The following is a 25,735-nucleotide window of genomic DNA, read 5'->3' as shown; positions in this document are numbered from 1 at the left end:
TGTTCCGATTTTTATAGGAAAAGCCAGCGATAAAGTCTGATTCCGTTTATCTCTGGCCTTCCACTCTCTTTCTATTCTTCTGTCACTGCTCTCATATAAAGTGCCTGCATATTCTGTTCTAAAACACTCATTCCTGCACGTTTAAATTTATATCGAAGCAAAGCTGCTTTCGTTTCTTCATGTGTTGACAATACAATTTGCCCAATCCCTTGCTGTGTCAATAAATCTGCAAGGGAAATTGCACTTATATCGTCAATAGTTTGAAGTGGGTCATCTATAAGTAAAATGTCCAACCCCTCTGTATTGCCATATACATTTTTTATTGATAGCAGCAATGCAATCGAAAGACCATTTAGTTGTCCTGTACTCAAAATATTATAGACATCATTTCCACTTTTGCAACCTGCTTCAAATACTAGTTGATTAGTTTTAACAACTGCTCTAATTCCTAAACCTAAAGGATAATTCTGTATAATTCTTCCACTATATACCATCAATGGAATTTTAATTGCATTGATAAGTTGTGTTTGATATTCTTTGTTTGCATCCTCGTACTTGTTAAGCAATATTTTTACCGAGTCTACCATGATATCTGCTTTCTTCTTATATTTCTCATAATCACTTTTAAGTTTTTTCATTTGTGTCTCTTCAGAAGAAAGTCTCATAGAGAGATTGTCATTAAATAGCTTTGCAACAAATTGTTCCTTACTTCGTAACGTTTCTACCGTATGCTGTGGTTTCTTATTATGGTAGTAAGTATTGTGAATTGATTTATACAGTTCAACCTGCTTTTCTTGAAAAATAATTTTGTTAGGAACTTCTTTTTCCTTAAGTTCCTTCAGTAGCGTTTCATATCTTTGAGAAAATTCTTCAATATCGAAATTTTCATTTTCCTTAGAATTGAATTCCGATATATTTGCTTTGTCCATTAATTGCTGTAATTTCTCCACTGAGAGCCCTTTACAACCTAGTAAACTATCGTTTATGTTTATTAATATTTTGTTTTCCTCAAGAAACTCTTTTAAGACAGGAATAATTTTTTCTTCGAACAAATTTACTATTTGAATTTCAAGATCTTCAATTATTTTTATACCATCCGTATGAATATTTTTTATAAATTGTTCCGTTTCTGTAATAGCTGAATCAATATCCTCAAAAATAGTTCCGCACAGTGGGCATTTATTTTTACTGAACTTTTCAGCCTCCACAGCAGTATTGAATTCTTTAATAAGCCCCCTTCTAGCCCTTGTCATTTGTGCCAAAACTTTATCTGCATCGTTCAACTGACTTTGTTCTTTTTTCTGCTTTAATAAAAGTGTTTCTATTTGTTTTATTACTTCTGGATCGATTTTGATTTTTTGAAAAATTGTTTTATCCACTGACCATATGCTATTTGTATAGTTTGTTAACAATTCTTTACTTTTAATTAACTCGTTTATTAGATCCTCTTTTTTCTTAAGTAATTCTATTTCTTTTTGATAGAATAATGCCATAAACAATTTTTTGGGAGTTCTCTGTAATTCCCGTATAATAGAATTGGTTTTGTATCGAACAAATTCATCATAATTCTCTAGAAATTCTTCAATTTGCTTAAGTTGTTGAATAACTGTCTCATAAGTAACTCCTTGATCTAATCTTATAACATCAAATCCATATTCTACATCGTCAAATAATCGTATATCTTCGCCTGGCAATTCTGTATTTATGACAATATGATCTGCCTGCTCTTTTATCTCTTTTACTTTTTTCTCGATTTCTTGTATTTGTTTCTCTTTCTCTTCAGTCTCTTTTTGCACTTTACTAAAAATACATTCTTGAACTGATTTCAATGCCTGAATTTTATCTGATATTTCAGAATCATCCAAAAGAGACGATACCGAGTTCTTTCTATCCCTATACTTATTTTGTAAAAAGTCCAAAGATTCACTTTGAGAAATGTATGTACCTATTTCAAACATACTCGAACTCAAATGAAGTTTATTATACAGTTCATCCTGACTAATATCTTGAGCGTTAAGCTTAAGACTACTTTTGAATTCATTTTTACATAAAAGTTTTCTCTCTATATGCATTTCTTCGCCGATATCGGATAATAAAATAGCTGTAATAACTATATCTTTTCCCATATCATTGGCCAGTGTTCCCAAAGTTTCCGTTTTTCGATTTTGTAAACTTGGATTAAAATGCTTTATTCTCCCCGTCAGTAGAATTTCAATGGCATCAAATAATGTAGTCTTGCCATATCCGTTCTGACCATCCAAAATTACAATATTGCTATTCATAAAATCAAATTCCAAAGGCTTATTATCTGTTATATATTTAAAGTTTCTAATACAGATACTTTTAAATGTATACCCCATCCAATTATTCCTCCATTATTTTTTGATATATCATGTCAGATAACACTTCTGTATCAAAAGTTTCTTCTTCAATCGACTTTATGAATATATCATTTATCATTTCAACAGTATTCTTTTGTTTCCTTATCCCATCTATTTTTTGTCTTACCATTTTACTAAAATCATTCATGACAGCTTTCGGAAATACCGGATTAAAAAATGGAACTTTGCTCAATAGCCGAGTCAAGAATTGCATCTGATCCGACTCATCGTTCAAAGACTGCAATGCCTCTAATACTGTATCAAGCACCGGTTTTTTATCAATATTCAATGTCCCATACCATTCCGAAAAACATTTCTGTTCCTTTTCTGTGTAGTAGAATACATATTTTTTATAAAAGAATTCGTTTTCTTCAATTTGTATGATGTATGGATATAGGCTTTCATCTATCTGCTCTACCTTCCATAATAATATCATATATGAATTACTTGGCTTAGGCTTTCCTATAACTGTATATACATCACTATTTAATACCACATCTTCAATCTGTGCTAAATTATCCTGTTCATCATCTATTGCAAATTCAGCAAAATAATAATACTTGTTTTCTTCTCCCGAACTATCCACAAATAATTGCACTTGGTCATTATATAAATCAATTTTTGTGTTTTGATCCTTTTGCATCGGAATAACATTTCCTTCATTTAATAAGCGAATGATATCCATTATTATGTCAATCATGATTACCTCCATTTTTTTCGAATTTTTCCTTCAATTCCTGTGCCGAGATCAGTTCTATATCTTTGTAATATCCATTTACTTTATCAGGAGAACTCTCTTTCCAACCAGATGTAATTTGTGCCTGAGACAACGAGCCTGAATAACTTCCTGGAATAACAGTAATGCTATTTCCTGCTAGTATATCTATAATGTCTGTATTATTAATAATATTTTGAAAAATACGCTGCAACGCCTGTTCTTTTTTAGCTCCACGTGTTAAATCTAAAAATGTAGGTATGATCTGTTGGTTTGGTGCCTGCGAATGTTTTGATTGTAAGTATAATCCATAATTATCCCCTGTAACCTTTTCAGGAGTATCACTTTGGTATAACAATTCATAAATTTCACTTTGTATTTTTTCAATCGGCAAGTTTTCTACCAAAGCTAATTCATTGTCCCAATCTTCTCGTTTACTTGGATTAAGCAATTTACAAAACTGACTATAATCAATAATTTCCATTATCTTTTCATATCCACATTTAGCTGCACATACTTTGTTACAATTTTCTAGAGAAGTTGCACATTCCTCTTCACATAAATTATTCAAAGCCTTTTCAATATTCTCCATGACATATTCGTAAACTCTTTCTTTTAAATAGAATTCTTTACGAACTTCCTCTTTTTCGATGGCAGCTTCTACAAGTCCTATAATGTCAGAAAAACTTATTATATACTTTCTTTTCCCGAAAGCTTGTCTATGCATTTTTGCAATAATATCATCTAAAAATAAGCATAATTCTGCATATACGACTTCTATCGCTTTGTCAGTGTATTTTTTATTTTTCAAATATATTGCAATTTCTTTATTGATTTCATCTCTGACTTCACAAACCCCAACTACTTTGTTTGATCTTTTATATAATTCAATACTTGTATTATATGTGTTGGATGTATCTTCCCAATCTTCTATTTCTTTCGCAACTGTAAGATAACATTTTGCTGTTGGATTACTTGACTCAGCTCTATGCTGTAACAGCTTGTCCATAGCTTTACTATAACTATTCCATTTGTTTTTTGACAAATAGGCTTTGACCTGATGAAATGACTTATATTCTGAATCACAGATAATACAAAAATCCTCATCTTTTTCTAATTCGACAGAATATATTTTTTCGTCTTTATCTTGTTCTATTTGATTTATCAATTCCAAAACATATAATAGCATCATTTTTCCTTGATAATTGAATCCGCTCCATGTTGGTATTGCATCATTACCTCTACCCACAACATTAACTCCTTACATGATTTATATTATCATTATACGACAAATAAATAATAAGTCGAGTTAATTGAATAAAAATCATGGAATTATTCTCAGGTAAAAGCAATTTGCATTCTATTTCCATAACACCAACAGGTATGCGTCCCGCATACCCGGTCAGTGTTGATTGTTTTCAATTTTATGATTTACAAATTCTTTGCGAGGTTTACGTCTCTTTTGTTCAGTGCTTTCTGCAATCTCAAATTCTTCTTTTTCAGTTCTTCATTTTCTGCCTGCAGCTGTGCAATCTGATACTGCAAGGTCTCTATCTGCTTATCCATAGCGCTATCAAGGATTCCCCGTCTTTTGTCGATCACCCCGGTCTGTCGCTCCAGTGCCAGATCCATTTCCCTGCGGACTTCTGCGTTCTTATAAAAGAATCCTCTCGACAGTCCTGTCATCTTCATCAGCTTCGGTACGCTGATCCGCTCCTGTTCTGCTCGTCTCGTTCATATACACAATCCGGCTGCAAGGTCAGCGTATCCGATATCCAGGTACTAAGCATTTGGTGAATCACCATACACCGGGCAATCTGCTCGTCCATTCTGGTAATGCTAGAATTCAGCGTTTTCATCTCATCTCTGGTGTGATCTACAATCTACCTAACAAAAAACTGGCATATGGAGTGTCTTTTCTCCTTGCCAGTCATTATATATTCCCACTTACTGCATACACATTTTTTCCTATGCTTTGTGTATTGTGTGGCTATATTCGGTTGTATTGTTACTTGGTAGACGCTATACACAGCTAAAACCCTGCTCCATTTTAGGATAGCCGATAAAGATCGTGTCGTAATTATCCAGATTTTCAATGTGTGTGCTAAGTTCCGGGCGGGCATCTTCATCCTGCTCTTCGGCAGCATAGTCGATCAAGTCTCCTCCATCGGCAGGATAAACTTCCTCTGTCTGGATGGAGAACAGGTCTCCTCCTGTTTCCGCCTGGATCATCTATGCCAGGGCCTCCATTCTTCCCTTGGCCTCTCCATCTACTTCTGAATAACTGGCAGAAGCTTCTGCATCTACACCGCTGTTTTCCGCTGCGGTAAAATAAGCGATTAAAATGTTGCTTCCTCCTGCATTCTCTTCCGAACTGCCTGCCTCGTCTGTCTCCTGAGAGCTGCTCTCTGTACTCTCCTCTCCCTGCACAGTATCTGCCTGTGCAGTATCTTCTTGGGTGGTGCCTTCCTGGGCTGCATCCTCCTGTGCTGCTTCTGTCTGAGCTGCAGTTTCTTCCCGGGTATTTCCTCCGGAAGCGCCGCAGCCTGCCAGAGATGCTCCCAGCACTGCAGTAAGCAGAAATGCTGCGTATTTCTTCTTATATGCCATATCATATCCTCTCTTTCATAAAGTGTTTTTTCTGTATTTCACTTTGCAGCTTTATTATAAAAGAGTATTCTTCTTAAAAGAATACTCCATTAGTTTTCCAGTATTAACCTTATGGTTTCTGTGTGGACTCCCGCCCCAGACCCATCTCTTTCCTGTCTCTTGTCCTATAGCACGAGGTTTACAATAAATCCGCTTACCATAGAAAAAAGCATCACATAAATCAGATATAGAAAAAAATGCCGGAAGCCCAGCACGATTTTTAAAGCACCCAGATTGGTAATCTTGGTGGCAGGGCCGGTGATCATAAAGGAGGCTGCCGCGCCCATGCTCATGCCCGAAGCCAGCCACTGCTGCAGAAGGGGTATAGTCCCTCCCCCGCAGGCATAAAGGGGCACGCCGATAGTAGCTGCCAAAAGAAGGCCGAATCCCTCATTCTCTCCAAAAAGACTGGCAAAAGCATCTGCCGGTACATATCTCTGAAACAATGCAGAAAGAAGAACGCCTATGAGGAAATATGGGCCCGTAGCTCTCACATTTCTCCCCAGATTTTTAAAAAAACGGAGGAAAAGATCAGGGTCCGTGTCACGGCCTGGGCCTGGCGCAAACCCGTCGAAGCGGAAAAATTCTTTCTTTCCCCAAAGAAAATGTACCAGTAGCCCTGCCAGAATCCCGCAGAAAATGCAGGTAACCAGCCGGACCGCCAGAGCCTGGCCTCCCAGGGCTGTACTGTAAAGCATTAACTGAGGGTTCAGCAAAATGCTGCTCATCATAAAGGCCGCCAGCCAGTCGTCCCGCATTCCCTGCCGGGAAAAAGAGGCAGCAATGGGAATGGTCCCATACATGCACAGGGGAGATAAGGTTCCCAGCAGGCTTGCAGGGATCACTCCCCAGATTCCCATTTTTTTATCTTTCAGTCCTCCAAAGAGACTATGGATGGCATTTTTTGCAAATACAGAGACAAGAGAGCCAATGACCATGCCTGCCACCCAGTAGACAAAAATCTGCCGCAGCTGCACCATAAAATAATAGCTGATATAGATAAATTCTCTTTCTATAACTTCCAACATGCCCTTTCTCTCCTGTTCTGTTTCATTCTTGTCTAAAGATTCCGGCCAGTTCCCTTATCCGGTTTTCAGCAGTCACCTTGAAAAGCCTAATCAATAGATACCAGATCATAGCTCCGGTTTCCCAGGCCGATTTCTTCTCCATGCTGAAGCACATGCTCCGCATTCCGGGATTCCATCCTCTCTACCAGAGAAGCTCCGTCTTCTGCTTCATAGATCAGATCCACGCTGGCCTGATCAATGGCTACCGGATCCGTGGAAGCCAAGATACCGATATCGTGCATGTCCGGCTCTGCAGGACTTGAGTCGCAGTCACAGTCTACGGACAAGCGGTTCAGCACATTGATATACAGAATATTTCCGTTCAGGCTGTCCTGCACAGACTTTCCAGCCTCCGCCATGCACTCCAGGAAGGGATCCTGGGCTCCGCCCCAGGGGCTGGTATGGCTGGCGCCGTCCGTGTGGATCAGGCACTTTCCTTCCTGAGAAGCCATTCCAATGGAAATATTTTTAATAGCGCCGCCGAATCCGGCAATGGCATGGCCCTTAAAATGGGACAGCACAAGGAATCCGTCATACTCCGGGAAATGGGCCCCTACCAGATTTTCGGTCATCCGGTTACCGCCCTCCAACGGAATACTCACAGAGCCGTCTTCATCCATGATCACGAAATCTGCAATATCCGTAAATCCATGGTCTTCTGCTACCTGATAGTGCATCTGCGTCTCTGTACGGGAGCCTTGATAGGCTGTATTGCACTCTACAATAGTGCCATTCACATACTGGACCAAATCTTTGATCAGATCCGGATCCAGATAGTTGCTTCCCGGTTCGCCTGTAGACAGCTTCACTGCCGTATTTTCTCCTGTCAGCTCCACTCCCAGGGCCTGGTAAGCATTCATCAGTCCCTCAGGAGAAATTTCTGTAGTCATATAAACAGTAGATACATTTTCCTCCTCTGAAGGCTGATCTCCCGCCAGATGAGACTGATGTTCCTCTGTATTTTCCACTTCTCCCATAGTGGTGCTCAGCATAGGCCACATCCTGTACAGATAGTAGCCTATAATGCAGGCCAGGATCACAATTACCAGCACCACCGCCGCTGCAATTTTCTTTTTCATTCAGACTCCTTTCCTAAGTTTTATACATTTCTCACAAGGCTTGCCAGGTTCTCTACTACTTCCGGATCCCGATGGTTAAAGAAACAGCTTGTGCCTGTATCCAGTCCGGCAATCTTCTCCATATCCTCCTGATCCAGCTGAAAATCGAATACGTTAAAGTTCTGCTCCATACGTTCTTTTTTCACACTCTTAGGAATACATACGATTCCTCTCTGAAGCAGCCAGCGGAGAACTATCTAGGCAATACTCTTTCCGTATTTATCTCCGATCTTCTGAAGGGTCTCATTCTGAAACAGATTGTTTTTTCCCTCTGCAAAAGGCGCCCAGCCTTCCATGACCACACCTTTGGACTCCATGTATTCCTGAGGCTCTTTCTGCTGGAAGAAAACGTTTGCTTCCACCTGGTTTACTGCAGGAGCCACTTCGTTAAAGGCAATCAGGTCCGCCAGACGGTCAGGATAGAAGCTGCACACACCGATGGCCCGTACTTTTCCCTCTTTATACAATTCTTCCATGGCTCTCCAGGCGCCATAATAGTCATTCAAAGGCTGATGGATCAGGTACAGATCCAGATAGTCCAGTCCCAGTTTATCCAGAGATTTCTGGAAAGCAGCCTTGGCTCCTTCATAGCTGGTGTCAGAAATCCACAGTTTTGTGGTGATAAACAGTTCTTCCCTGGGAACTCCGCATTTCTTAATGGCCTGGCCTACAGCCTCTTCATTTCCATAGGAAGCCGCTGTATCGATGAGCCGGTAACCTACAGAAATAGCGTCCAGGACGGCCTGTTCACACTGGGCCGGATTCTTGATCTGAAAAACTCCGAATCCAAGCTTTGGCATTTTTACTCCATTATTTAAAGTTACATATTCCATAAAGCATCTTCCTTTCTACTTTTAATTTGCTTTCTTTTGTTGCCCTATTTTTTTTCTTTTACTCTGGAACCGCCGAATACTTCTGACATAGGAACCGTATCCAGCATTTTATCCAGTTCCCTGACTTCCTGGTCTGTGAGTTCAACCTCTGAAGCCTGGGCATTTTCCAGCAGTCTTCCGTATTTTCTGGTTCCGGGGATGGGTACGATCCAGGGCTTCTTTGCCAGCATCCAGGCCAGAGAGATCTGAGCCGGGGTGGCGTCTTTCTTATCTGCTATCTCTTCCAGGTACCGGAGCATCTCCTGGTTCTTATCTATGGCCTCTGGTGAAAACTGAGGCATTACACTGCGGTAGTCGGTTCCTTTTGCAAACTTGGAATCCTTATTGTACTTCGCAGAAAGAAATCCGTTTGCCAGCGGGGAAAAGGCCACAAATCCAATCTGAAGCTCCTCCAGTACAGGGAACAGCGCCTCATAATCCCGATACATCATAGAGTAGCGGTTCTGTACTGCAGTTACCGGGCAGACTTTGCAGGCCCTCCGCAAAGTGTCCTCATCTGCTTCGGAAATACCCCAATGGGTAATCTTTCCGGCTTCTATCAGTTCCTTCATAGCTCCTGCCGTTTCCTCAATAGGCACATTTTTGTCAATCCTGTGGATATAGTAAAGATCCAAATGGTCTGTATTCAGTCGTTTCAGAGAGCCCTCTGCAGATTTCTTAATGGTCTCCGGCCTTCCATCGGGTATCAGAGGCTTATTCACTGCAGAAGAAGTCTCGTCAAACCGGATTCCGCATTTAGAAGCCAGGACAATCTGGTCTCTGTAAGGCCTCAGCGCCGTTCCCAGAAGTTCCTCATTATCGTGGGGATTCTCAGGGGTTCCATAGACCTCCGCTGTGTCAAAAAAGGTATAGCCCATCTCTACCGCCTGGGCCAGCAGTTCTGTCATCTCTTTTTTATCCGCTGCAGGGCCGTAGGCATGGCTCATGCCCATACAGCCCAGTCCCACTGCAGAAACCTCTAAATCTTTTCCTAAAATACGCTTTTTCATTTTATCTTCACCTCTCTAATCCTTGGGCCCAGGAGCTGATCTCTTCCTGAGCTTCTGCTACATCATTTCTGGAAATACTCAGTCCCTCATCGCTGACTTCTGCATCTGGCTGAAGCTCTGCAATGGTATCCACTGTGTCAGAAAAACCGCTGCCTCCATGGGCAGTAAAAGGAATAATGGTCTTTCCGGAAAAGTCATATTCCTCCAGGAAAGTGTACAGCGCCATAGGCATGTCCCCCCACCAGTTAGGATACCCCAGAAGGATAGTGTCATACTGATCCGGATTCTCTATCTGTGTGGACAGTTCCGGTCTGGCTTCTTCATCCTGTTCTTCGGCTGCCTGATCTACCAGTGGTTCATGGTCCAGAGGATATTCTTCCACAGTCTCGATCCGGAACAGATCTCCGCCAATGGTCTGCTGGATTACATCTGCCATATACTCCAGATTTCCCATGACCTGGCCCTCTCTTACCACAACGCTGGCTCCTGCATTGGCGTCGATTCCTTTTGTATCCACATCCTCAGGCACAGAAAAATAGGCGATGAGGATATTGGAGCTTTCAGACTGGCCTTCCTGAGCCGTTTCCGTATCGGAAGAAGCTGTATCTCCGGTATCTTCTGCTGGAGTCTCCTGGGCATTGCCGTCTTCTGCCGCCTCCTCCTCCTGGGCATTGCTGCTGTCTGCTGCCTGCCCGGAAGAATCATTCTGGCTGCACCCTGCCCCTGTCAGGGCAAAAATCGTTGTTATCATTAATGCTGCGATTCTTTTTCTCATACCCCACTGTCCTTTCTTGCTAAAATTCCATGTCCGCTGATACAGACACTGCTGTCCACGAAATCCAGCAGACTGTTTTTACATTTTTATTATAAGAAAAACGAGCCTTCCTCAGAAGACTCGTTTAGTTTACCAGTAGGAACCTTTAGGTACATACTGCTATATTTTGTTTGTAATTATATGTCACAGACAGAAGGCTATGCCTTAAAATACATAGCCCCCTGGTACAAGTTCCTCCTATCTTTAGAAAATAGTAAGTATCTTCTCTTCTTTATATCTGCTATACTATATCCAGAAATTCTCCGTTTTCTCGCCTTTTATTCCGGGAAAATGAAGTCCGGATTGAATTCCGGAAAAACTATAGAAAGGGGATGCCCTGCATATACAAGGGTATTGAATGTTATGGACTATACGATCACAGAGCTTTTATGGCTGCTTCTGATCTATTCTTTTCTGGGATGGATCATTGAGACAGTAGTAGGTACAGTAAAAAACCGAAGATTTATAAACAGAGGATTCTCAACAGGTCCTTTCTGTCTTGTCTATGGAATCGCCGCAGTTCTTATGACCCTGACTACCGGAGATCTGCTGGATAATACATTCTTTCTTCTTATAGGCTGCGGTATTCTGGCTACCATGGTGGAATGGCTCACCGGAAAACTGCTGGAACGGCTGAACAGTCATAAGTGGTGGGATTATTCAGGTAAGAAATGGAATTATGACGGTTATATCTGCCTGCAGTACAGTATTCTGTGGGCGGTACTGGGGCTTCTCAGCATGCGGTATGGAAACCGGTTTCTCCTTTTGGCATACCGGCTGATCCCGGATTTTTTCGCACAGCTGCTGGTTTGGATATGTAGTATCGCTGTCTTTCTGGACATTCTCCTCTCTCTGGCCGCAGTCTTTCATATTAAAAACGAGATTCCAGGAGCAGCCCGTGTAAGGCGGAAGATTTCTGTTTTTACAAACAGGTTCGGAGCTTCTATTGTGGGCCACGTAGAACACCGTATGGCAAAAGCTTACCCCGTAATCATGGAAAGAGCCGAGGAAATCCGCATGGAAGGAAAATTCGCTGAAGGGTGTGGTTTCTACAAACTCTTCTGGCTGTTTTTCATTGCCTGTATCCTGGGGGACTTTGTGGAAACCATTTTCTGCCGGATCACTGCCGGGGTCTGGATGAGCAGGAGCAGTCTGGTCTGGGGACCTTTCAGCATTGTATGGGGATTTGCCATTGTATTTGCCACCGTACTCCTGTATAAAGACAAAGAGAAGCCGGACCGGTATCTCTTTTTCGTAGGCACCTTTCTTGGAGGAGCCTATGAATATGTGTGCAGCGTACTCTCCGAGATTGTCTTCGGAAAGGTATTCTGGGACTACAGCGATATCCCCTTTAACCTGGACGGAAGGGTCAACCTTCTGTATTGCTTTTTCTGGGGCATTGCCGCAGTTATCTGGATCAAATGGCTGTATCCGCCACTGTCTGCCTGCATAGAAAAAATCCCCAAGTTATGGGGATATATCCTTACATGGGTCCTGGCTGCATTCATGGCAGTCAATATGCTGGTCTCCGTCGTCGCTCTGATCCGTTATGACCAGAGGGACGGGGGACCTGCTGCCGAAAGCGGATGGGAAAAGGTCATAGACCAGCACTTTGACGATGAACGGATGGAAAAAATCTATCCTAATGCAAAATCCATATAGCTGTTTTAGTTTTCAAAAAGTTTTGCAAGTGCAGGCACCATCTCTTTGATGACCATATGGGAAGTATTGATGCACATATCAAAATTCAGGTTATCGCCCCACTTATGGCCGGTATAGAATTCGTAGTATTTCGCCCGTTTTTTATCGATGCCAAGAATATGCTGCTTTAATTCCTTATCGGTCATTTTCTCCTCCTGGGAGGCTTTTTCCCGGCACCTTATCATCTTGCTTTCCATATCTGCGTAGACAAAGATCCGGAAAGGCTTCTGATCCCGCAGGATATAATCTCCGCAGCGTCCTACGATAACACAATCTGATTTCATGGCCATTTCCTGGATGATCCTGGACTGCTCCTGGTAGATGGTCATGGTCAGGTCGAAAACAGGGCTGGCTGTGGGGTAAAAACTCCGCCCGATATGAATGGGAAAAGAGAAGTGGGGCTGATGTTCCACCACAGACTGGACATAATGCTCCGACATCTCTGTTCTTCTGGCGATCTCACTGATGATTTCCTGATCATAGTAAGCAAATCCCAGCTTTTCTGACAGTCTCCTGCCAAGCTCACGTCCGCCGCTTCCGAACTCACGGCCAATGGTAATGATTTTGTTCATAGTCATCCCTTCCTTTCTGTGCTCAGTTGTTTTGTATATTTTACCATTTCACTGACAACAAAAACAGCCACAACTAATTCTGTGATCGGCATTGCAAACCAGATGGTATTTCCGCCCAATACTGCCGGCAGAAGGTAGATCAGGATTCCGCTGATCACCAGTCCTCTTGCTACAGAAGCGATAAACGCGATCTTCGGCTTCATCAGGGCCTGGAAGTAATAGGTAGAAAACACATTTAACGGCAGTAACAGGAAAGAAATCCCGTAGCACCGGATAATGGCGGGCGCAATGGCAAGCACCTCTTCGGTAGGCGCCATGAACAGACGAATAAAAGCGTTCGGGATCAGCATGCTCAGAGCTGTCCACAGGATGCTGAAAAAATCAACAGTTCCCAAAGCATATTTCAATGTCTCACGTATCCGGTCTCCCAGTCCGGCTCCATAATTGGTGGAAATAATCGGCTGAGAAGCCTGTCCCACGCTGTAGGCACAGCACTGAACAAAGGTGCTGATATTAACGATCACTCCGTAGACTGCCAGGGCGTTTGTTCCCAGATAGATCATAATCTGTCTGTTGAACAGAATGGTCAGGATGCCCATGGCCACATCGATGAAAAAGGTAGAAAATCCAGTGACCGTAATTTCTTTCAGTTTTCTAAAAAGTCCTTCCGGTTTTACCAGCCGAAGGGTATTTTTCTTCATAAAGAAATGAGACAGCATAGCCAGGAAGCTAATGGCAGAACCGATAGCAGTAGCCAGTCCTGCTCCATACGCCCCCATATCGCAGACAAATACAAAGAAATAGTCTCCAAAGATATTGAAGATACCCCCAGCCAGAACTCCCCCTGTGGCCAGGGACGGATTCTTGTCATTTCTCAAATAAGCTGCCAGCATCTGGTTAAACAGGAAAAAGGGAATGGCAAATTTAATAGGCTCCACGTACTCCCTTGCCAGGGTCAGAGTATTATCCTGCGCTCCAAAGAAAACCAGAAGCTGTTTATCAAAAAAGATGATCAGCAGCCAGACGATTGCGGCCAGTATAACAGAGCCGATTACCGAAGCGGTAAAATACTGATTGGACTTCCGGATATCGCCGTCTGCCTTTCCTCTGATAGTGCTGAAAAGAACAGAGCCCCCGATTCCCATCAGAAGTCCCAGGCTGTAGATGATATTCCACACCGGTGCAACTACCGCCAAAGCTGCGGAGCCTTCCGGCCCGTGGTACTGTCCCACCATAGCCATATCAACTATGGAATAGATGGACGTGATCAGTGCGCTTCCAAAGGCTGCAGACAAGTACTTAAAATACAGGGTTTTAATCTTGCCGTTTAAAAAATCCATTTTCTTTTCCTCCAATCGTTTCTAGTGCAGAAGAACCCGAAAGGCCCTGCTAGTCTGTTTCCCTGCCTCAAAGGGCCACAAGGTCTTTCAAAAACCGCTGAAAAAAGCCGGATAAGGAATAAGCATCTCAGCTTATCTCTTATCCGGCCTGCCATTTCTGCTGAACGACTTGCCCTCCGAGGAACAGATATCTCAACCAGCCTCTTATCCAGCCGGCCTTTTTTACAGCCGACCCTCCGAGTAACTGCCTGTAGTCTAGCATACCTGATGGTAATTGTCAATTCTGGTCATCCCCAGTCTATTTCTTCATGAGATACCGTTCCATTCTCAGCTCTGTCCTTACGTCCTTCACGTATTGCTTCTATTTCCTCTGGTTCAGGCTCCACTTCCGGGATAAATTTAACAATTACATGATATAGGATATCTATTTCATTTTCAGGAACAAGTTCTATAAGATTTTTTAATGTTTCTCTACTCATGCCTTACCTCCTATAACCTTTTATACGCCTGTCCTCTCGGAATGATATTATCAATGTAAATTGTATCGTTTTATTATACTCTATCAATCCGCAGATATCTATACAATATTTTCAAATAGCCCTTCAAAAGCTTCTCCCTGTGTCATCGAAGATGTCCATTCAGCATATTAAAAGCACTCCTGGAAAATCTCCAGTATCTCCCCGGAAGTCATCTTCCGGTAGCTTCCCGGTGAAAAATGGCAGGATTCCGCAATCTCTCCCAGTTGTTTCCTGTCCTTCATCCCCAGCTCCCGCAGGGTGGCGGGAAGTCCGATTTCCCGGATAAAATCTGCCAGAGCGTCAATTCCTGCTTCTGCCAGGGCTTCCTCACTTTTTCCCTCTCCGGAAATCTCCCATACATTTCTGGCGAACCTTACGAATTTTTTCAAACCATCTCTGTAAATATGGCGGTAGTACACAGGATGCAGCACTGCCATTCCCTCCCCGTGATTACAGTCTGTATAGGCCGCCAGCTGATGTTCCATCAGATGACATCCAAAGTCTCCTTTCTTTCCCAGCTTGATCAGCCGGTTTTCCGACAAAGTGGAGTTCCAGAAAAGATTGCTACGGGCGGTGTAATCCTCCTGGTCCTTCACGGCAGTCCGCAGATTCCGCACCACGTTCCGCATCAGCGCCTCTGCAACATCATCAGACACATTGTCTCTGTCTGGACCGCTGAAATAAGTTTCCATAATGTGAGAAAGGCTGTCAAAGGCCCCGGATACCATCTGTTCCTTGGGCACACTGAATGTATATGCAGGGTCCATAAGGGCAAACTCCGGGTTGCATTTAGGATAATCATAGCCGATTTTTACCTTTTCCTCCTCATTGGTGATCACAGCGGCGCCATTGCACTCACTTCCTGTCCCTGCAGTGGTGGGTATCACCCCTACCGGTATTGGTTCAAAATCAACGATTCCCTTCCTGTCCCAGAAGTTTTCCCAGGCGTCTCCCTTATATCTGGCTGCCAGAGCCACTGCCTTACAGCAGTCCATCACAGAACCGCCGCCGATTCCCAATATCATCTGCACTTGATGGGCTCTTGCCAGTTTTACGCCTTCCATTACTTTTTTATAGGTAGGATTCGGCATGATCCCCGGAAATTCCACCACGGTCTTACCTTCTCTCATAAGGATTCCCAGAACCTCATCATATATCCCGTTTCTTTTTACAGAGCCCTGTCCGTAGCCCATCATTATGGTGTCATAATCCTTTACCAGACAGGTCAGAAATTCCTTTACGCATCCCCGTCCAAAAAAGACCTTGGTCTTATTTTCATATATAAAATTATTCATTACCTGTGTCCCCTCCTGTTAGTTTTTATCAATCTGCGCCTGCATTTACCTGAGAGTTTTCTCCTGGGCCTGTCCCGTTTCTGTTTATTTTACAGCTTTTATTATAAGAAAAAAGAGACTTCCGCAGAAGTCTCCATTAGTTTCCCAGTACATACCTTTCACTTTATACTAGCTATATCTGTGTTTACAAAGTCTTTTGTATCCCTTTCAGAAATCTCTTTACCAGGGCAGAAGGCTCCTGAGAATAGAGGATTCCGTAGGGAATCGTATATTTCCACTCTACCGGTATCACCTTCAGCAATGGGTGGACCTCCTTCCAGTTTTCTACTGCCATAAGGATGTCATTACTGTTCTCGCACTGGTTAAAAATATCCACACTGTATACGTCAAAATCTATTACATTAATCTGAGGATGGTTTTTCCAGATGTCATCCCGGAGCTCATCTACATAGTTGCTCCAGCCCCGGTGCATCATCAGGAAATTTTCTCCATACAGGTCCTGGAAAGTGAGCATCTCCTTTTCGGCCAGTCTGTGGTTCACAGAAACCGCACAGCAGATCCGCTGTCTGGAGAGCTCCAGTCCGGAACACTGGCGAAGCTTCAGCATAGTCTCATCAAAGATGCCTCCTACTACGTCAATATTCTCTCCCAGATTTTTCAGAATCTCCCTGGCATTTTCCAGACTGTTCATATAAGGGATCATCTGCAGCTTGATATCCGGATAATCTTTCTGTACCTTGGCCCAGATCTGCATAAGAGGCCCGGCAGGGGTCATGGGAGAGGTCCCGATCCGGATAATATTATCCTTCTCCTCCATAGCCTTTCTGGCCCGCTCCACAGATTCCTTACAATACTGGATGATATATTTGGAATCTCTGTAAAGAGATTTTCCCGCCTCTGTAAGGGCAAGGCCCCGATGGGTCCTGTTAAACAGCTTCAGGCCCAGATCTTTTTCCAGAAGATTGATCTGTTTGGTAACAGCGGGGGGCGTGATATAGAGAGCTTCTGCCGCCTTATTAAAGCTCCCCATGTCCGCCACAACAATAAACGTCTCAAGCTGCAGGTTGTACATAAGTCTTTCCCCTTCCTTTATTTATAGAATATTTTCAGCGTCCTGATACTTTTTAACTTTACTATTGTAAAAAATATAATGCGGCAAAGGTTCGCTGTCAATACTCTTTATTTTTCTTTACCGGATATAATTGGTGCTGATCCGGAGTCTGCCCATGGACCATGTTCCAGTATCGGGAAAAAACTACCGGCATCTAGGCATACAGCAGATATTTATTCATCTGGTCTATGGTGGCGGTAGTTCCTGCTCTTCTGGCAGATACCACCACTGCCCCTGGCTTCAGTTCAAAAATCTTCCTTCCTCCATATCTGTAGAATTTTATCTTTTTCAATTTTCTCTCTGCTTGCTGAAAAGCCACCCCATGATCTCCTCATCCTGGGCGAAAAGATTGCCGCCCCCATGCTGGACGGTCACACCCTGGCTTTCGAAATAATCTGCATCTTTGATGTCCAGCACCAGAAGCTGATTGATTTCCTCATCAGATAGACCTTCCTGCCGGTAAAGCTCATACAGATTGTCATAGGCCTCCTGGGTGGGCTGAGAGCCATAGTATTCATCACTTTCTCCGATAACAAAATACACCGGAGTCCGACTTTCTATAACCGGTTCATAATCCCCATCCCACTGAGAGCTGCACTGAAGATAAGCTGCAAAAAGCTCCGGCCTCTTTCCCATAACCTGGGACATGGTTTCTCCTCCTCCTGAATAGCCTTCTCCATAAACTCTGTCCAGGTCAATGTTATAGTTCGCCAGAAAGTATTCCACTAGGGCAATAGTCTGATCCGCCGAGGTCTCTCCCCAGTCTGAAAGTTGAGGGGCCACAATGATCATATCCGGGTCATAGGCCTGGGCTTCAAATCCAAAGTTCTCGCTGTAGAGGTTTTCCCCCACTCCCTGGAAATACAATCCTTCATAACCTGGCAGAGTGAAAAACACTGCGCAGGGTTCCTCTCCATCGTAGCTGTCAGGAACATAAAGGTTAAAATGGATATCTCCCTGGGTTTCTGAATGGAGCACATTATCCAGAGTAAATCCCCGGTATTCCTCTGTGCCTTCTGTCACATAATCGCCCTTTTCCTCTGTTCCGGAAGCGCTCTCCTGGGAATCCTCTGTTCTGGAAGTTTCTTCTGAATCACCTGCCAGAGCAGAAGTTGTTTCAGAACCAGTCTCTGTATTATTTTCTGTATCTCTGTTTTCCATAGTTCCGCATCCGCCCATAAAAAGCAGAATGCCAGCCATGAAAAAAGCCATTATCTTTTCTTTCAAATCTCTGTTCACCTCTTTTACTGTATTCTCTGTTTTCCACATTTTCCCCTGGAATCATTCCTGCTTTTCCACATTTTTCAGCCCTTTCAGTGTGTGCATGTACATGCCGAAGGATACTGGCAGCATGATCACTTCCACTACCAGCTGGGTCCAGATCATGCCATAAAGTCCAACAGTTATATTCATGAGAATCAACAGAGGAATATTCAGAAGCCCCTGACGGCTGAAGGTAAGGATAGCCGATTGAGGGCCTTTCCCCATAGCCTGAAGGGTATAGCTGATAAGAAAGTTCACTGCTGTAAGGGGCACTGCCAGACAGGCAATCCTGAGAAACCTGGCGCCCAATGCGCTGGTCTGCGGCTCTGGAATAAAAAGATGGAGAATCTGAGGGGCAAATACTGCAAAGCAGGCCACAAAACAAGCTGACAGAATCAGCGCTGTTTTCCAGGAAAAGAAGGATACTGACCGCATCCGCTTGTAATTTCTGGCTGCATAGTTATAACCTACCAGGGGCATAAATCCCTGACACAGTCCCATAGAGACATTCAACGGAAACTGATCGATCCGCTTTACAATGCCATAGGCCGCCACAGGAATATCCCCATATCCGGAGGACAATTTTACAATAACCATATTTGAAGCATTTCCAAGAGCCGTAGCCAGGGCCGAAGCCAGTCCTACAGAGAAAATCCGCCCTACAAACCGGAAAGTAAAGTGTCTGGGGTGAAGAGACACTGCTGTTTTCTCTCTCAAACGAATATACATAAGTACAAAAAATACCACTGAGGCAAGATTAGAAAATGCCGTTGCTATGGCAGCTCCCGTTACCTCCAGATGAAAGCCAAAGATCAGCACAGGGTCCAGCACTACATTCAGGATACCCCCAAACATCATACCGATACTGGCAGGTCTGGCATGTCCCTCACTCCTCAGCAGATGCCCCAGAGTCAAACTCAGCATAGTAGGCACTCCCCCCAGAACCACTACCCAGTTCAGATAACTTTCTGCATATCCATAGGTATCCGGACTTGCACCCAGAAAATTTAAAAGAGGCTCTCGAAAGAGGAATGTCAGAAGGGAAAATGCCAGAGTAACAGTCCCTCCTCCCCATATGCTGAAAGCAGATACATTTTTAATATCCCTGTGGTTATTTCTCCCCAGCATTCTGGAAATAAGGCTTCCGCTTCCCAATCCGAAAAGGTTTCCCAGAGCAGTCAGCAGGTTAAACCATGGCGAGACCAGGGATACTGCTGCCACCATATAGGGGTTCCCGATCTGTCCTACAAAAAAGGTATCGGCCAGATTATAGATCATTGTCACCACCTGGCTGATCACCGTAGGAATGGCCAGAGTGGCTACTGCTTTAGGGACCGGCATGGTCTCAAAGAGTTCTTTTTCCGAGACTTCTTTTTTCATCTTCTCCTGTGTGCCTTCTTTCTTTTTCTGTTTCTCTCCCAGAATCTCACTGCATCGTCCAGCCAGCCCTCAGCTTTGGTTCCAACGCCCAGGCCAAAGCCATGGCGCAGGCCGGGATATAGATGAAATTCTGTATCTGTGCCCAGGGTTTCCAGGCATTCCAGACGGTTCTTCATGACCCGCCAGTCCGCAATGCCGTCCCTGTCTCCTACACAGGCATAAGTTGGAGGATCCAGCCTGCTGTACTGGCTGTGTCCTGTATACTGCATGATCACTGCAGCCGCTCTGGGCAGCTCTCCTTCTCCGAAAGCTCCCGGTCCGTAGGCCCCCAGCCAGGCGGCCATTCTGGCTCCTGCCGAGCCTCCCCAGAGAGAGTATCCCTCTGTATCCACCTCCAGCTCCGCCTTATGCTCAAAGATAAAGCGGATGGCTCTGGCCAGGTCCTCACAGGCAGTATCTGCTGTCCTTGTGCGGTAGATCAGGGCGAATCCGTTATATCCCCGGCGGCTCAGTTCCAAAGCGTGGGGAAAGCTTTCATGGATTGCCCCTACATAGTAGAAGCCCCCTCCTGCACAGACCAAGACAAAGGGAGCATTGGGCTTTCCACGGAAGAAAAACAGTCCGGTATCCCGTTTATCCGGGTCCCGCTTTTTCTCCGCCTCTGTATAAATATCGTAAAAAATCCGGCGTCCCGCCTTCGCTTCCTTCTGCATGTGCCGTATTACATCCAGGGTGGTGTCTGTATTTACATAATTATGGTAGATCAACATAGAGCCTGCCTGGGAAAGGGGCATAGACGGTGAAGGTCTCCCGAAAGCTGTGGGAAAGATCAGTCTGCCATATCCCTTAAAAAGAGGATCCTCTATTACGTCTGCCACCTTTGTATCCTTATTTATCACGTTCTCCTCTCCCTTCTTCTATCAGTAGTCGGACTGGCTGCTTACCTCCATCCATTCCCGGATTTCCTTCAGCCTGTTTTCCATCTGGGTTTCTGCTGCTTTTTCTCCACGTTTCAGCACTGCCTGGGCGATTCCCTTTCCCAGTCCGCTGGAACATCCTGTGATCAGCCAGATGCTCATTTCTTTCCCTCCTGTCTTAATTCTTTCAAAGCTTTTTCCCTATACAGAAAATGTGCAGCTGCCCCGGCAATATCTCCCGGACAGACTGCACATTCCCCAAAGGGTCTGTCTTTACAGACAGTGCCGCTCATTTTCTGTTCTATATTTACATACACTCCATCAGCAGGTCGTAAATCTCATCTCTGCTCAGTTCTCTTGGATTGCATTTGATCACGTTGCAAGTATCTGCCACACTTCTCAAAATCTCCGGTGTAATCTCTACCTTTGATTTTAATTCTCCCATTTTTGTCGGCAGTCCACATTCTTTGATAAAATCAGCCAAAGCTTCCACACCGGCCTGGGCGGTATCCACACCAAAGACTTCTTTTCCGAATCTCTGGAATTTTTCTTCAGCATCTTTCACAATATGGCGGTAATAAGCAGGGTGGATAACTGCCAATCCCTGACCATGATTGCAGTCTGTATAAGCGCCTAACTGATGTTCCATCTGGTGAGCCTGGAAGTCTGTGACTCTTCCCACCTTCAGGATTCCATTTTCTGCCATAGCAGAATCCCACATAAGGTTGCCTCTTGCCTGGACGTCATTGATATTCTTTAAAAGCCGTCTCATATTGGTGACTGTATTTCGCATAATGGAAAGGGCCACGTCGTCTGATACATTGTCCTGGTCGGAATTTCCGAAATAGGTCTCCATAGCATGGCTCAGGGTATCAAAAGCTCCTGAAATCACCTGCATTTTTGGCACAGACATAGTATATTCCGGGTCCAGAATGGCGAATCTGGGGGCTGCGGCTGCCATTCCGGCCTTTATTACCTTTTCTTCGTTGGTGATCACGGCGCCGCCGTTCATCTCTGCGCCTGTACCGGAAGCTGTGACAATGGCTCCCATAGGCAGTACCTCTGTAGGGAATTTATGCTCTGTCATCTCCATCTCCCACAGGTCTTCCTCTGTCTTCGCCTGGGCTGCTACAATCTTGCAGCAGTCGATAACGGATCCGCCTCCTACTGCCAGGATGAAATCAATATTTTCCTTCTTTGCCAGACTGGCTCCTTCCTGTACCTTGGCGTAAGTAGGGTTCGACATAATTCCGGAAAAATCCGTAACTTTTTTACCTGCGTCTTCCAGAATCTTCTTTACCTGATCATAAATTCCGTTTTTCTTAACAGAACCGCCGCCATAAGCCAGCATAACATTCTGTCCATATCCGGAAACTGCCTGGGTCAGATGTTCCTTCACTGCACCTGCTCCAAAATAAACCTTGGTTGCATATTCATATACAAACTTCTGCATTACAAATCTCTCCTTTCTTGAATAATTGTAGAATAATTTGCCTCTATACAGAATAGCCAATAAGTTTTTGAGTATATACCGAAGGGTTTTGTCGGTTTTACGTGAAAAAATTTTTTCCTTCGCTCCCTGCTTTATGGTATACTAGCCCCATAGATGCTAGTATCGTGGGCAGTCGCCAAATGAGCATAAATACTCGCTTGGCTCCCTGCTTCATGGTATACTTAAATTATTTAGATGGGATTTTTATGGACAGGGAGGTTTCTTATGCTGAATATTTACCTCGGAAAAATGGAGGAAGCGATTTACTATCCCCCGATATACTTTGACAACCGATACGAGGACGAATGGATTACAGAGGAACTGTCCGTTCAAATGATTAAGGACGTAGATAAGTCTGTGGTAATAAGCTCTCGACTGATTGACAGCCCTGTTCTGGGACCAATCTCCACCAGAGAACTGTCAGGGGGTGTAAAGACACTGATTTTAATGGCCTTTGACGATTCCGGTAAAATCTTTAACGCATCTGCCTGTGGTGATAACTGTGCAAAATGGATTTTAAAAATCGGGGATTTAAAAGATTTGACTATTAATCTCCGGCACATTATGAATTTCGGGGACGAAAATTTCCAGGCTCGAATCCTTAACACAGGAGAAATCGTCCACAATATGGAAGAATTTGTCAATATTGCTGGAGAGTATGTATAGGTGAGGGTATGAAAGGAAAGCATAAAATAATCGTACAGAACAATCGCTTACATTACGAATTTGAAATTAAAAGAAATATCACTGTTATTCAGGGGGATAGCGCTACTGGGAAGACAACCCTGATCAATATGCTCCGGCAGGCGGAAAATCTGGGAATTTCAAGCGGAATAGATGTGGTTTGTGACGTACCATGCCGAGTGCTGGAAGGGCCAAACTGGGAACTGATTTTAAAGGCCTCCTCAGGAACTATTTTTTTCACTGATGAAGAAAACACTTTTATTAACACAGAAGAATTTGCTTCCGCTATACGTAATTCTGATAATTATTTTGTATTGATAACCAGAGAAAATCTCTACAATCTTCCATATAGCGTTGAAGAAATCTATGGCATGCATTCTTCCGGAAAATATCAAAATACAAAGAAAGTCTATCAGGAAATCTATCGGATTTATTCAAATAACTCAGATTTTCCGATAAAGCCGCAAAAGATTATTACTGAAGACTCTAATTCCGGCTACGAATTCTTCAAGTTTGTCAGCTTAGAAAAAAAGATTTCTTGTGAAAGCTCCAATGGAAAATCTAATATTTTTTCAATGTTGAAAAATGTAGACAATGAAGAAGTATGCGTTATCGCAGATGGTGCCGCCATTGGTCCAGAAATGAATCGCTTATATGTCCAAACAACAAAAAAGAAAAATATATAGACAGCAGAAGCTATTTTAGCTGGGAAAGATACTTCACTGACCTTCTCATTACTGAAACCGGAGATTCTTATTTAAAATATCAGAAAGCTAAATTGAACCTCGCATATCTCCATGAAAGGAATAAAGATATTATTCTTAAAAGTATAAAGGGAATATCCTTTTAATACTGATTTAATCCCTAATATACAAGAAAGAGACAATCCCATAAAATTCGGGCTTTTTCAAAACCTGGATTCTCTGTGAGACTGTCTCTTTCTTTAGTTCTTTCCACCATTCGGTGACCTTCCTGACTTCATTTTGGAACGTTTATCGTCTCAACGGTATTACCAGATTCCCACAAAAACATATACAAATCCTACTTTATTTTAAATTCCTCTTTTAATTTCAATTCGTCTACCAACTTATTATTTGCATTCATAAATTCTTCTCTATTTGCTTCATAATCAGTTAAACGCATTTGAAACCATAACTCAGGACTTACAGAAATTTCCGTGACATCATGCTTAATTTGCGTTGCTAATAAAACATATGATGACATCATTCTATACTTATCTAAGGAAGCAGTTTTCCCATTTGCAGCATAATTTTCTTTTTGCATTAAGGATACTATCTTTATGGATTTTTCCGTTCCATAAGAATATATCGTATTCATAATCTCTTTAAAGTGTTTAAAATTTTGTTCCATTGTTATCTTCTTTTGAGTTTCATTTTTTATTTTTCCTGACTCTATCATTTCGTCCATTAGAGCCAGTACTTCATATGGCATTGTAGACATTTTTTCTAAAGCTACGCTATCTCGTTGCCGCTTTAATTCGTTTTTGAAATTTTTCTTCATAGAAGCATTTGTTACAATAAACCCATATATTTCATGCTACTCCTCTATGCTTTCCTATCTCTTTTTGATTTCCATGCCTAATTTTGGCAAGTTATTTAAGTTTACCGTTTCCAATGTCTGTAACTGCCGTACCGCCAACTGCCGAAGCAATTCCATCCTCTCTTTCTGATTCTTACCCTGATTTATTAAAACCGCATTATAACTTTCCAGATTCGCAAGTACCAGTAACTGATTCAATGTTGCTACGTCCCGCATATTCCCTTTAACAGTCGGATTTTCATCTTTCCATTGCTTAGCCGTCTTTCCAAACCAAACAACATTCAGCATATCTGCTTCATTTGCATAGGTATACGCTACCTGTGCAGGTGTTAATTCTGGCGGTATCAAATTATCCTTAATTGCGTCAGTATGTATCCTGTAATTCAACTTAGAAATCTCTCTGTTCAAATTCCAATTCAGAGATAGCCGACTATTCTCATCAGTCTTTAATCTCCTGTAATCTTTCATGATATATAGCTGGAACTCTGGAGAAATCCATGTTGCAAAAGACATGGCAATATCGCTATGGGCATATGTTCCGCCATAACGTCCTGCTTTTGAGACAATACCGATAGCATTCATCTGCGTAATCCATTTTGTCGGTGTCATAACAAAACGATTTAATCCAGCCTCATTTTTAACCGCCTCGAATTGCACACGGTTAAAATCTGGATTATGCAGTTCTTCCCAAACGCCTAAAAACTCAATTGTATTTCTATTTCGCATCCAGTTTTGAATCACAAATCGCGGGTCGTCTCATTTCGATATTTTGCAATATCCGTTAATGAAATAAATTCATTTTCAAAATTTGTAGTATAGATTCCTATGTCAATACCTTTTGCATGGATAGTCTCCTTAACAATTTTCGCCATAAGTATCCTCCTCTCCTCACATTTCCCGATATGCTTCAATATAATCCCTAATACAACCGGGATATACATCCAAATACTTTCTACATACCCTTTTGTACAATCCCAGGATTTTTTCATCACACGCAAAGTCCAGTAAATAATCTAACAAATGTGACAATTCATCTTCTGACACAGTTCTGCTGCACACATCTTCAACTAATGGCAAATAAACCTCATGGGCTTTCTGATGTAATTGGACTATCTGCTCTGCAATCTGGTAAATATTTTCATCCATTTAGATTACCTCAAAATACTTAAGCGCCTCCATTATCGCTTCTGCCTTTTCTTTCGGCGGATGTTTCCTCGGCTGCTTCAATTCCTCTGCCGCATTAGGCGCATCATACATTGTTAATCCCAATGCCCTT

28 protein-coding genes and 3 pseudogenes are annotated in these 25,735 nt (G+C 42.9%); 3 read left to right on the top strand and 28 right to left on the bottom strand.

The annotated features are described in order from the left end of the window. Nucleotides 1–71: 71 nt before the first annotated feature. The 12 genes and pseudogenes from B5G33_RS02155 to B5G33_RS02105 all read right to left on the bottom strand — a co-directional run bounded on the left by B5G33_RS02155 (nt 72) and on the right by B5G33_RS02105 (nt 10,587). Nucleotides 72–2,360, bottom strand: coding sequence for an AAA family ATPase (locus tag B5G33_RS02155; RefSeq protein ID WP_087416593.1), 2,289 nt, complete (start codon nt 2,358–2,360; stop codon nt 72–74). 4 nt (nt 2,361–2,364) lie between these two features. Next, the gene (locus B5G33_RS02150; protein ID WP_087416592.1) at nt 2,365–3,081 is read right to left on the bottom strand and encodes an ABC-three component system middle component 1; all 717 of its coding nucleotides are present in this window, start codon (nt 3,079–3,081) and stop codon (nt 2,365–2,367) included. Beyond that, nucleotides 3,074–4,345 carry an ABC-three component system protein gene (locus B5G33_RS02145; protein WP_087416591.1) on the bottom strand — a complete coding sequence of 424 codons (1,272 nt, stop codon included), beginning with the start codon at nt 4,343–4,345 and terminating at the stop codon, nt 3,074–3,076. The genes B5G33_RS02150 and B5G33_RS02145 overlap by 8 nt, the downstream gene beginning before the upstream one ends. 182 nt (nt 4,346–4,527) lie before the next feature. Beyond that, nucleotides 4,528–4,788, bottom strand: a complete 261-nt coding sequence (locus tag B5G33_RS02140; protein WP_087416590.1) for a DUF6262 family protein — start codon at nt 4,786–4,788, stop codon at nt 4,528–4,530. Continuing rightward, nucleotides 4,788–4,955 (bottom strand): hypothetical protein, encoded by a 168-nt coding sequence (locus B5G33_RS21305; protein ID WP_158229565.1) that lies wholly within the window; start codon nt 4,953–4,955, stop codon nt 4,788–4,790. The genes B5G33_RS02140 and B5G33_RS21305 overlap by 1 nt, the downstream gene beginning before the upstream one ends. Before the next feature lie 163 nt (nt 4,956–5,118). Continuing rightward, on the bottom strand, nt 5,119–5,328 hold the full coding sequence (locus B5G33_RS02135) for a flavodoxin (protein WP_204247319.1): 210 nt from the start codon (nt 5,326–5,328) through the stop codon (nt 5,119–5,121). Further along, nucleotides 5,329–5,706: a hypothetical protein gene (locus tag B5G33_RS02130; protein WP_087416589.1), complete on the bottom strand. Its 378-nt coding sequence runs from the start codon at nt 5,704–5,706 to the stop codon at nt 5,329–5,331. Between the two features lie 164 nt (nt 5,707–5,870). Next, nucleotides 5,871–6,773, bottom strand: coding sequence for a permease (locus B5G33_RS02125; RefSeq protein WP_087416588.1), 903 nt, complete (start codon nt 6,771–6,773; stop codon nt 5,871–5,873). 86 nt (nt 6,774–6,859) lie between these two features. Continuing rightward, a complete protein-coding gene (locus B5G33_RS02120) occupies nt 6,860–7,702 on the bottom strand; it encodes a DUF362 domain-containing protein (RefSeq protein ID WP_334293380.1) in 843 nt (280 codons plus the stop codon). Nucleotides 7,703–7,911: 209 nt separating this feature from the next. Further along, nucleotides 7,912–8,730: pseudogene (locus tag B5G33_RS02115) on the bottom strand (aldo/keto reductase). Nucleotides 8,731–8,807: 77 nt separating this feature from the next. Further along, nucleotides 8,808–9,812 (bottom strand): aldo/keto reductase, encoded by a 1,005-nt coding sequence (locus tag B5G33_RS02110; protein WP_087416586.1) that lies wholly within the window; start codon nt 9,810–9,812, stop codon nt 8,808–8,810. Nucleotides 9,813–9,819: 7 nt separating this feature from the next. Further along, nucleotides 9,820–10,587 carry a flavodoxin gene (locus tag B5G33_RS02105; protein WP_242974439.1) on the bottom strand — a complete coding sequence of 256 codons (768 nt, stop codon included), beginning with the start codon at nt 10,585–10,587 and terminating at the stop codon, nt 9,820–9,822. A gap of 330 nt (nt 10,588–10,917) precedes the next feature. Between B5G33_RS02105 and B5G33_RS02100 the strand changes: the two genes are divergently transcribed. Then, entirely contained in the window at nt 10,918–12,288 is a 1,371-nt protein-coding gene (locus B5G33_RS02100) for a putative ABC transporter permease (protein WP_330396619.1), read from the top strand. A gap of 5 nt (nt 12,289–12,293) precedes the next feature. Here the strand turns inward: B5G33_RS02100 and B5G33_RS02095 are convergent, their stop codons facing one another. The 12 genes and pseudogenes from B5G33_RS02095 to B5G33_RS02055 form a co-directional block, all read right to left on the bottom strand. Then, on the bottom strand, nt 12,294–12,899 hold the full coding sequence (locus B5G33_RS02095; RefSeq protein ID WP_087416585.1) for a cytidylate kinase-like family protein: 606 nt from the start codon (nt 12,897–12,899) through the stop codon (nt 12,294–12,296). A 2-nt stretch (nt 12,900–12,901) separates the two neighbouring features. Next, a complete protein-coding gene (locus B5G33_RS02090) occupies nt 12,902–14,239 on the bottom strand; it encodes an MATE family efflux transporter (protein WP_087416584.1) in 1,338 nt (445 codons plus the stop codon). A 287-nt stretch (nt 14,240–14,526) separates the two neighbouring features. Further along, on the bottom strand, nt 14,527–14,718 hold the full coding sequence (locus tag B5G33_RS02085; protein ID WP_087273431.1) for a hypothetical protein: 192 nt from the start codon (nt 14,716–14,718) through the stop codon (nt 14,527–14,529). A 167-nt stretch (nt 14,719–14,885) separates the two neighbouring features. Beyond that, nucleotides 14,886–16,052, bottom strand: a complete 1,167-nt coding sequence (locus B5G33_RS02080) for an iron-containing alcohol dehydrogenase (protein WP_087416583.1) — start codon at nt 16,050–16,052, stop codon at nt 14,886–14,888. A 184-nt stretch (nt 16,053–16,236) separates the two neighbouring features. Further along, the gene (locus tag B5G33_RS02075; RefSeq protein WP_087273438.1) at nt 16,237–17,124 is read right to left on the bottom strand and encodes a LysR family transcriptional regulator; all 888 of its coding nucleotides are present in this window, start codon (nt 17,122–17,124) and stop codon (nt 16,237–16,239) included. Between the two features lie 103 nt (nt 17,125–17,227). Continuing rightward, nucleotides 17,228–17,431, bottom strand: a pseudogene (locus B5G33_RS22535) (flavodoxin family protein); the annotation flags it as partial. A 20-nt stretch (nt 17,432–17,451) separates the two neighbouring features. Further along, a complete protein-coding gene (locus tag B5G33_RS02070) occupies nt 17,452–18,432 on the bottom strand; it encodes a prolyl oligopeptidase family serine peptidase (RefSeq protein ID WP_242974437.1) in 981 nt (326 codons plus the stop codon). 12 nt (nt 18,433–18,444) lie between these two features. Next, entirely contained in the window at nt 18,445–19,806 is a 1,362-nt protein-coding gene (locus tag B5G33_RS02065; protein WP_087273440.1) for an MATE family efflux transporter, read from the bottom strand. Next, entirely contained in the window at nt 19,803–20,705 is a 903-nt protein-coding gene (locus B5G33_RS02060; RefSeq protein WP_242974435.1) for an alpha/beta hydrolase, read from the bottom strand. The genes B5G33_RS02065 and B5G33_RS02060 overlap by 4 nt, the downstream gene beginning before the upstream one ends. 21 nt (nt 20,706–20,726) lie before the next feature. Then, entirely contained in the window at nt 20,727–20,885 is a 159-nt protein-coding gene (locus B5G33_RS21545; RefSeq protein WP_204247334.1) for a hypothetical protein, read from the bottom strand. Beyond that, nucleotides 20,882–21,016, bottom strand: coding sequence for a hypothetical protein (locus tag B5G33_RS22185; protein ID WP_275532780.1), 135 nt, complete (start codon nt 21,014–21,016; stop codon nt 20,882–20,884). Before B5G33_RS22185 ends, B5G33_RS21545 begins: the two co-directional genes overlap by 4 nt. Before the next feature lie 14 nt (nt 21,017–21,030). After that, the gene (locus tag B5G33_RS02055) at nt 21,031–22,176 is read right to left on the bottom strand and encodes an iron-containing alcohol dehydrogenase (protein ID WP_087273442.1); all 1,146 of its coding nucleotides are present in this window, start codon (nt 22,174–22,176) and stop codon (nt 21,031–21,033) included. A 264-nt stretch (nt 22,177–22,440) separates the two neighbouring features. Here B5G33_RS02055 and B5G33_RS02050 point away from each other — a divergent pair, with 264 nt between their 5' ends. Both B5G33_RS02050 and B5G33_RS02045 read left to right on the top strand, forming a co-directional pair. Continuing rightward, nucleotides 22,441–22,881 (top strand): DUF4869 domain-containing protein, encoded by a 441-nt coding sequence (locus B5G33_RS02050; RefSeq protein ID WP_087273444.1) that lies wholly within the window; start codon nt 22,441–22,443, stop codon nt 22,879–22,881. An 8-nt stretch (nt 22,882–22,889) separates the two neighbouring features. Continuing rightward, complete coding sequence (locus tag B5G33_RS02045) at nt 22,890–23,585, top strand: hypothetical protein (protein ID WP_330396367.1); 696 nt, start codon at nt 22,890–22,892, stop codon at nt 23,583–23,585. Between the two features lie 355 nt (nt 23,586–23,940). On the opposite strand, the gene B5G33_RS02040 is transcribed toward B5G33_RS02045, so the two are convergent. The 4 genes and pseudogenes from B5G33_RS02040 to B5G33_RS22700 all read right to left on the bottom strand — a co-directional run bounded on the left by B5G33_RS02040 (nt 23,941) and on the right by B5G33_RS22700 (nt 25,728). Then, the gene (locus B5G33_RS02040) at nt 23,941–24,420 is read right to left on the bottom strand and encodes a hypothetical protein (protein WP_242971360.1); all 480 of its coding nucleotides are present in this window, start codon (nt 24,418–24,420) and stop codon (nt 23,941–23,943) included. A gap of 54 nt (nt 24,421–24,474) precedes the next feature. Beyond that, nucleotides 24,475–25,331, bottom strand: a pseudogene (locus B5G33_RS02035) (KilA-N domain-containing protein). Between the two features lie 16 nt (nt 25,332–25,347). Further along, nucleotides 25,348–25,605 (bottom strand): hypothetical protein, encoded by a 258-nt coding sequence (locus tag B5G33_RS02030; RefSeq protein ID WP_087273447.1) that lies wholly within the window; start codon nt 25,603–25,605, stop codon nt 25,348–25,350. After that, complete coding sequence (locus B5G33_RS22700) at nt 25,606–25,728, bottom strand: hypothetical protein (protein WP_275532779.1); 123 nt, start codon at nt 25,726–25,728, stop codon at nt 25,606–25,608. It abuts the gene before it with no gap. Between the last annotated feature and the right edge of the window lie 7 nt (nt 25,729–25,735).

It is taken from the genome of Blautia sp. An81 (genome assembly GCF_002161285.1).
GTDB classification, from domain to species: Bacteria; Bacillota; Clostridia; order Lachnospirales; family Lachnospiraceae; genus Blautia; species Blautia ornithocaccae.
This window is presented reverse-complemented; position numbering and strand designations above follow the sequence as displayed.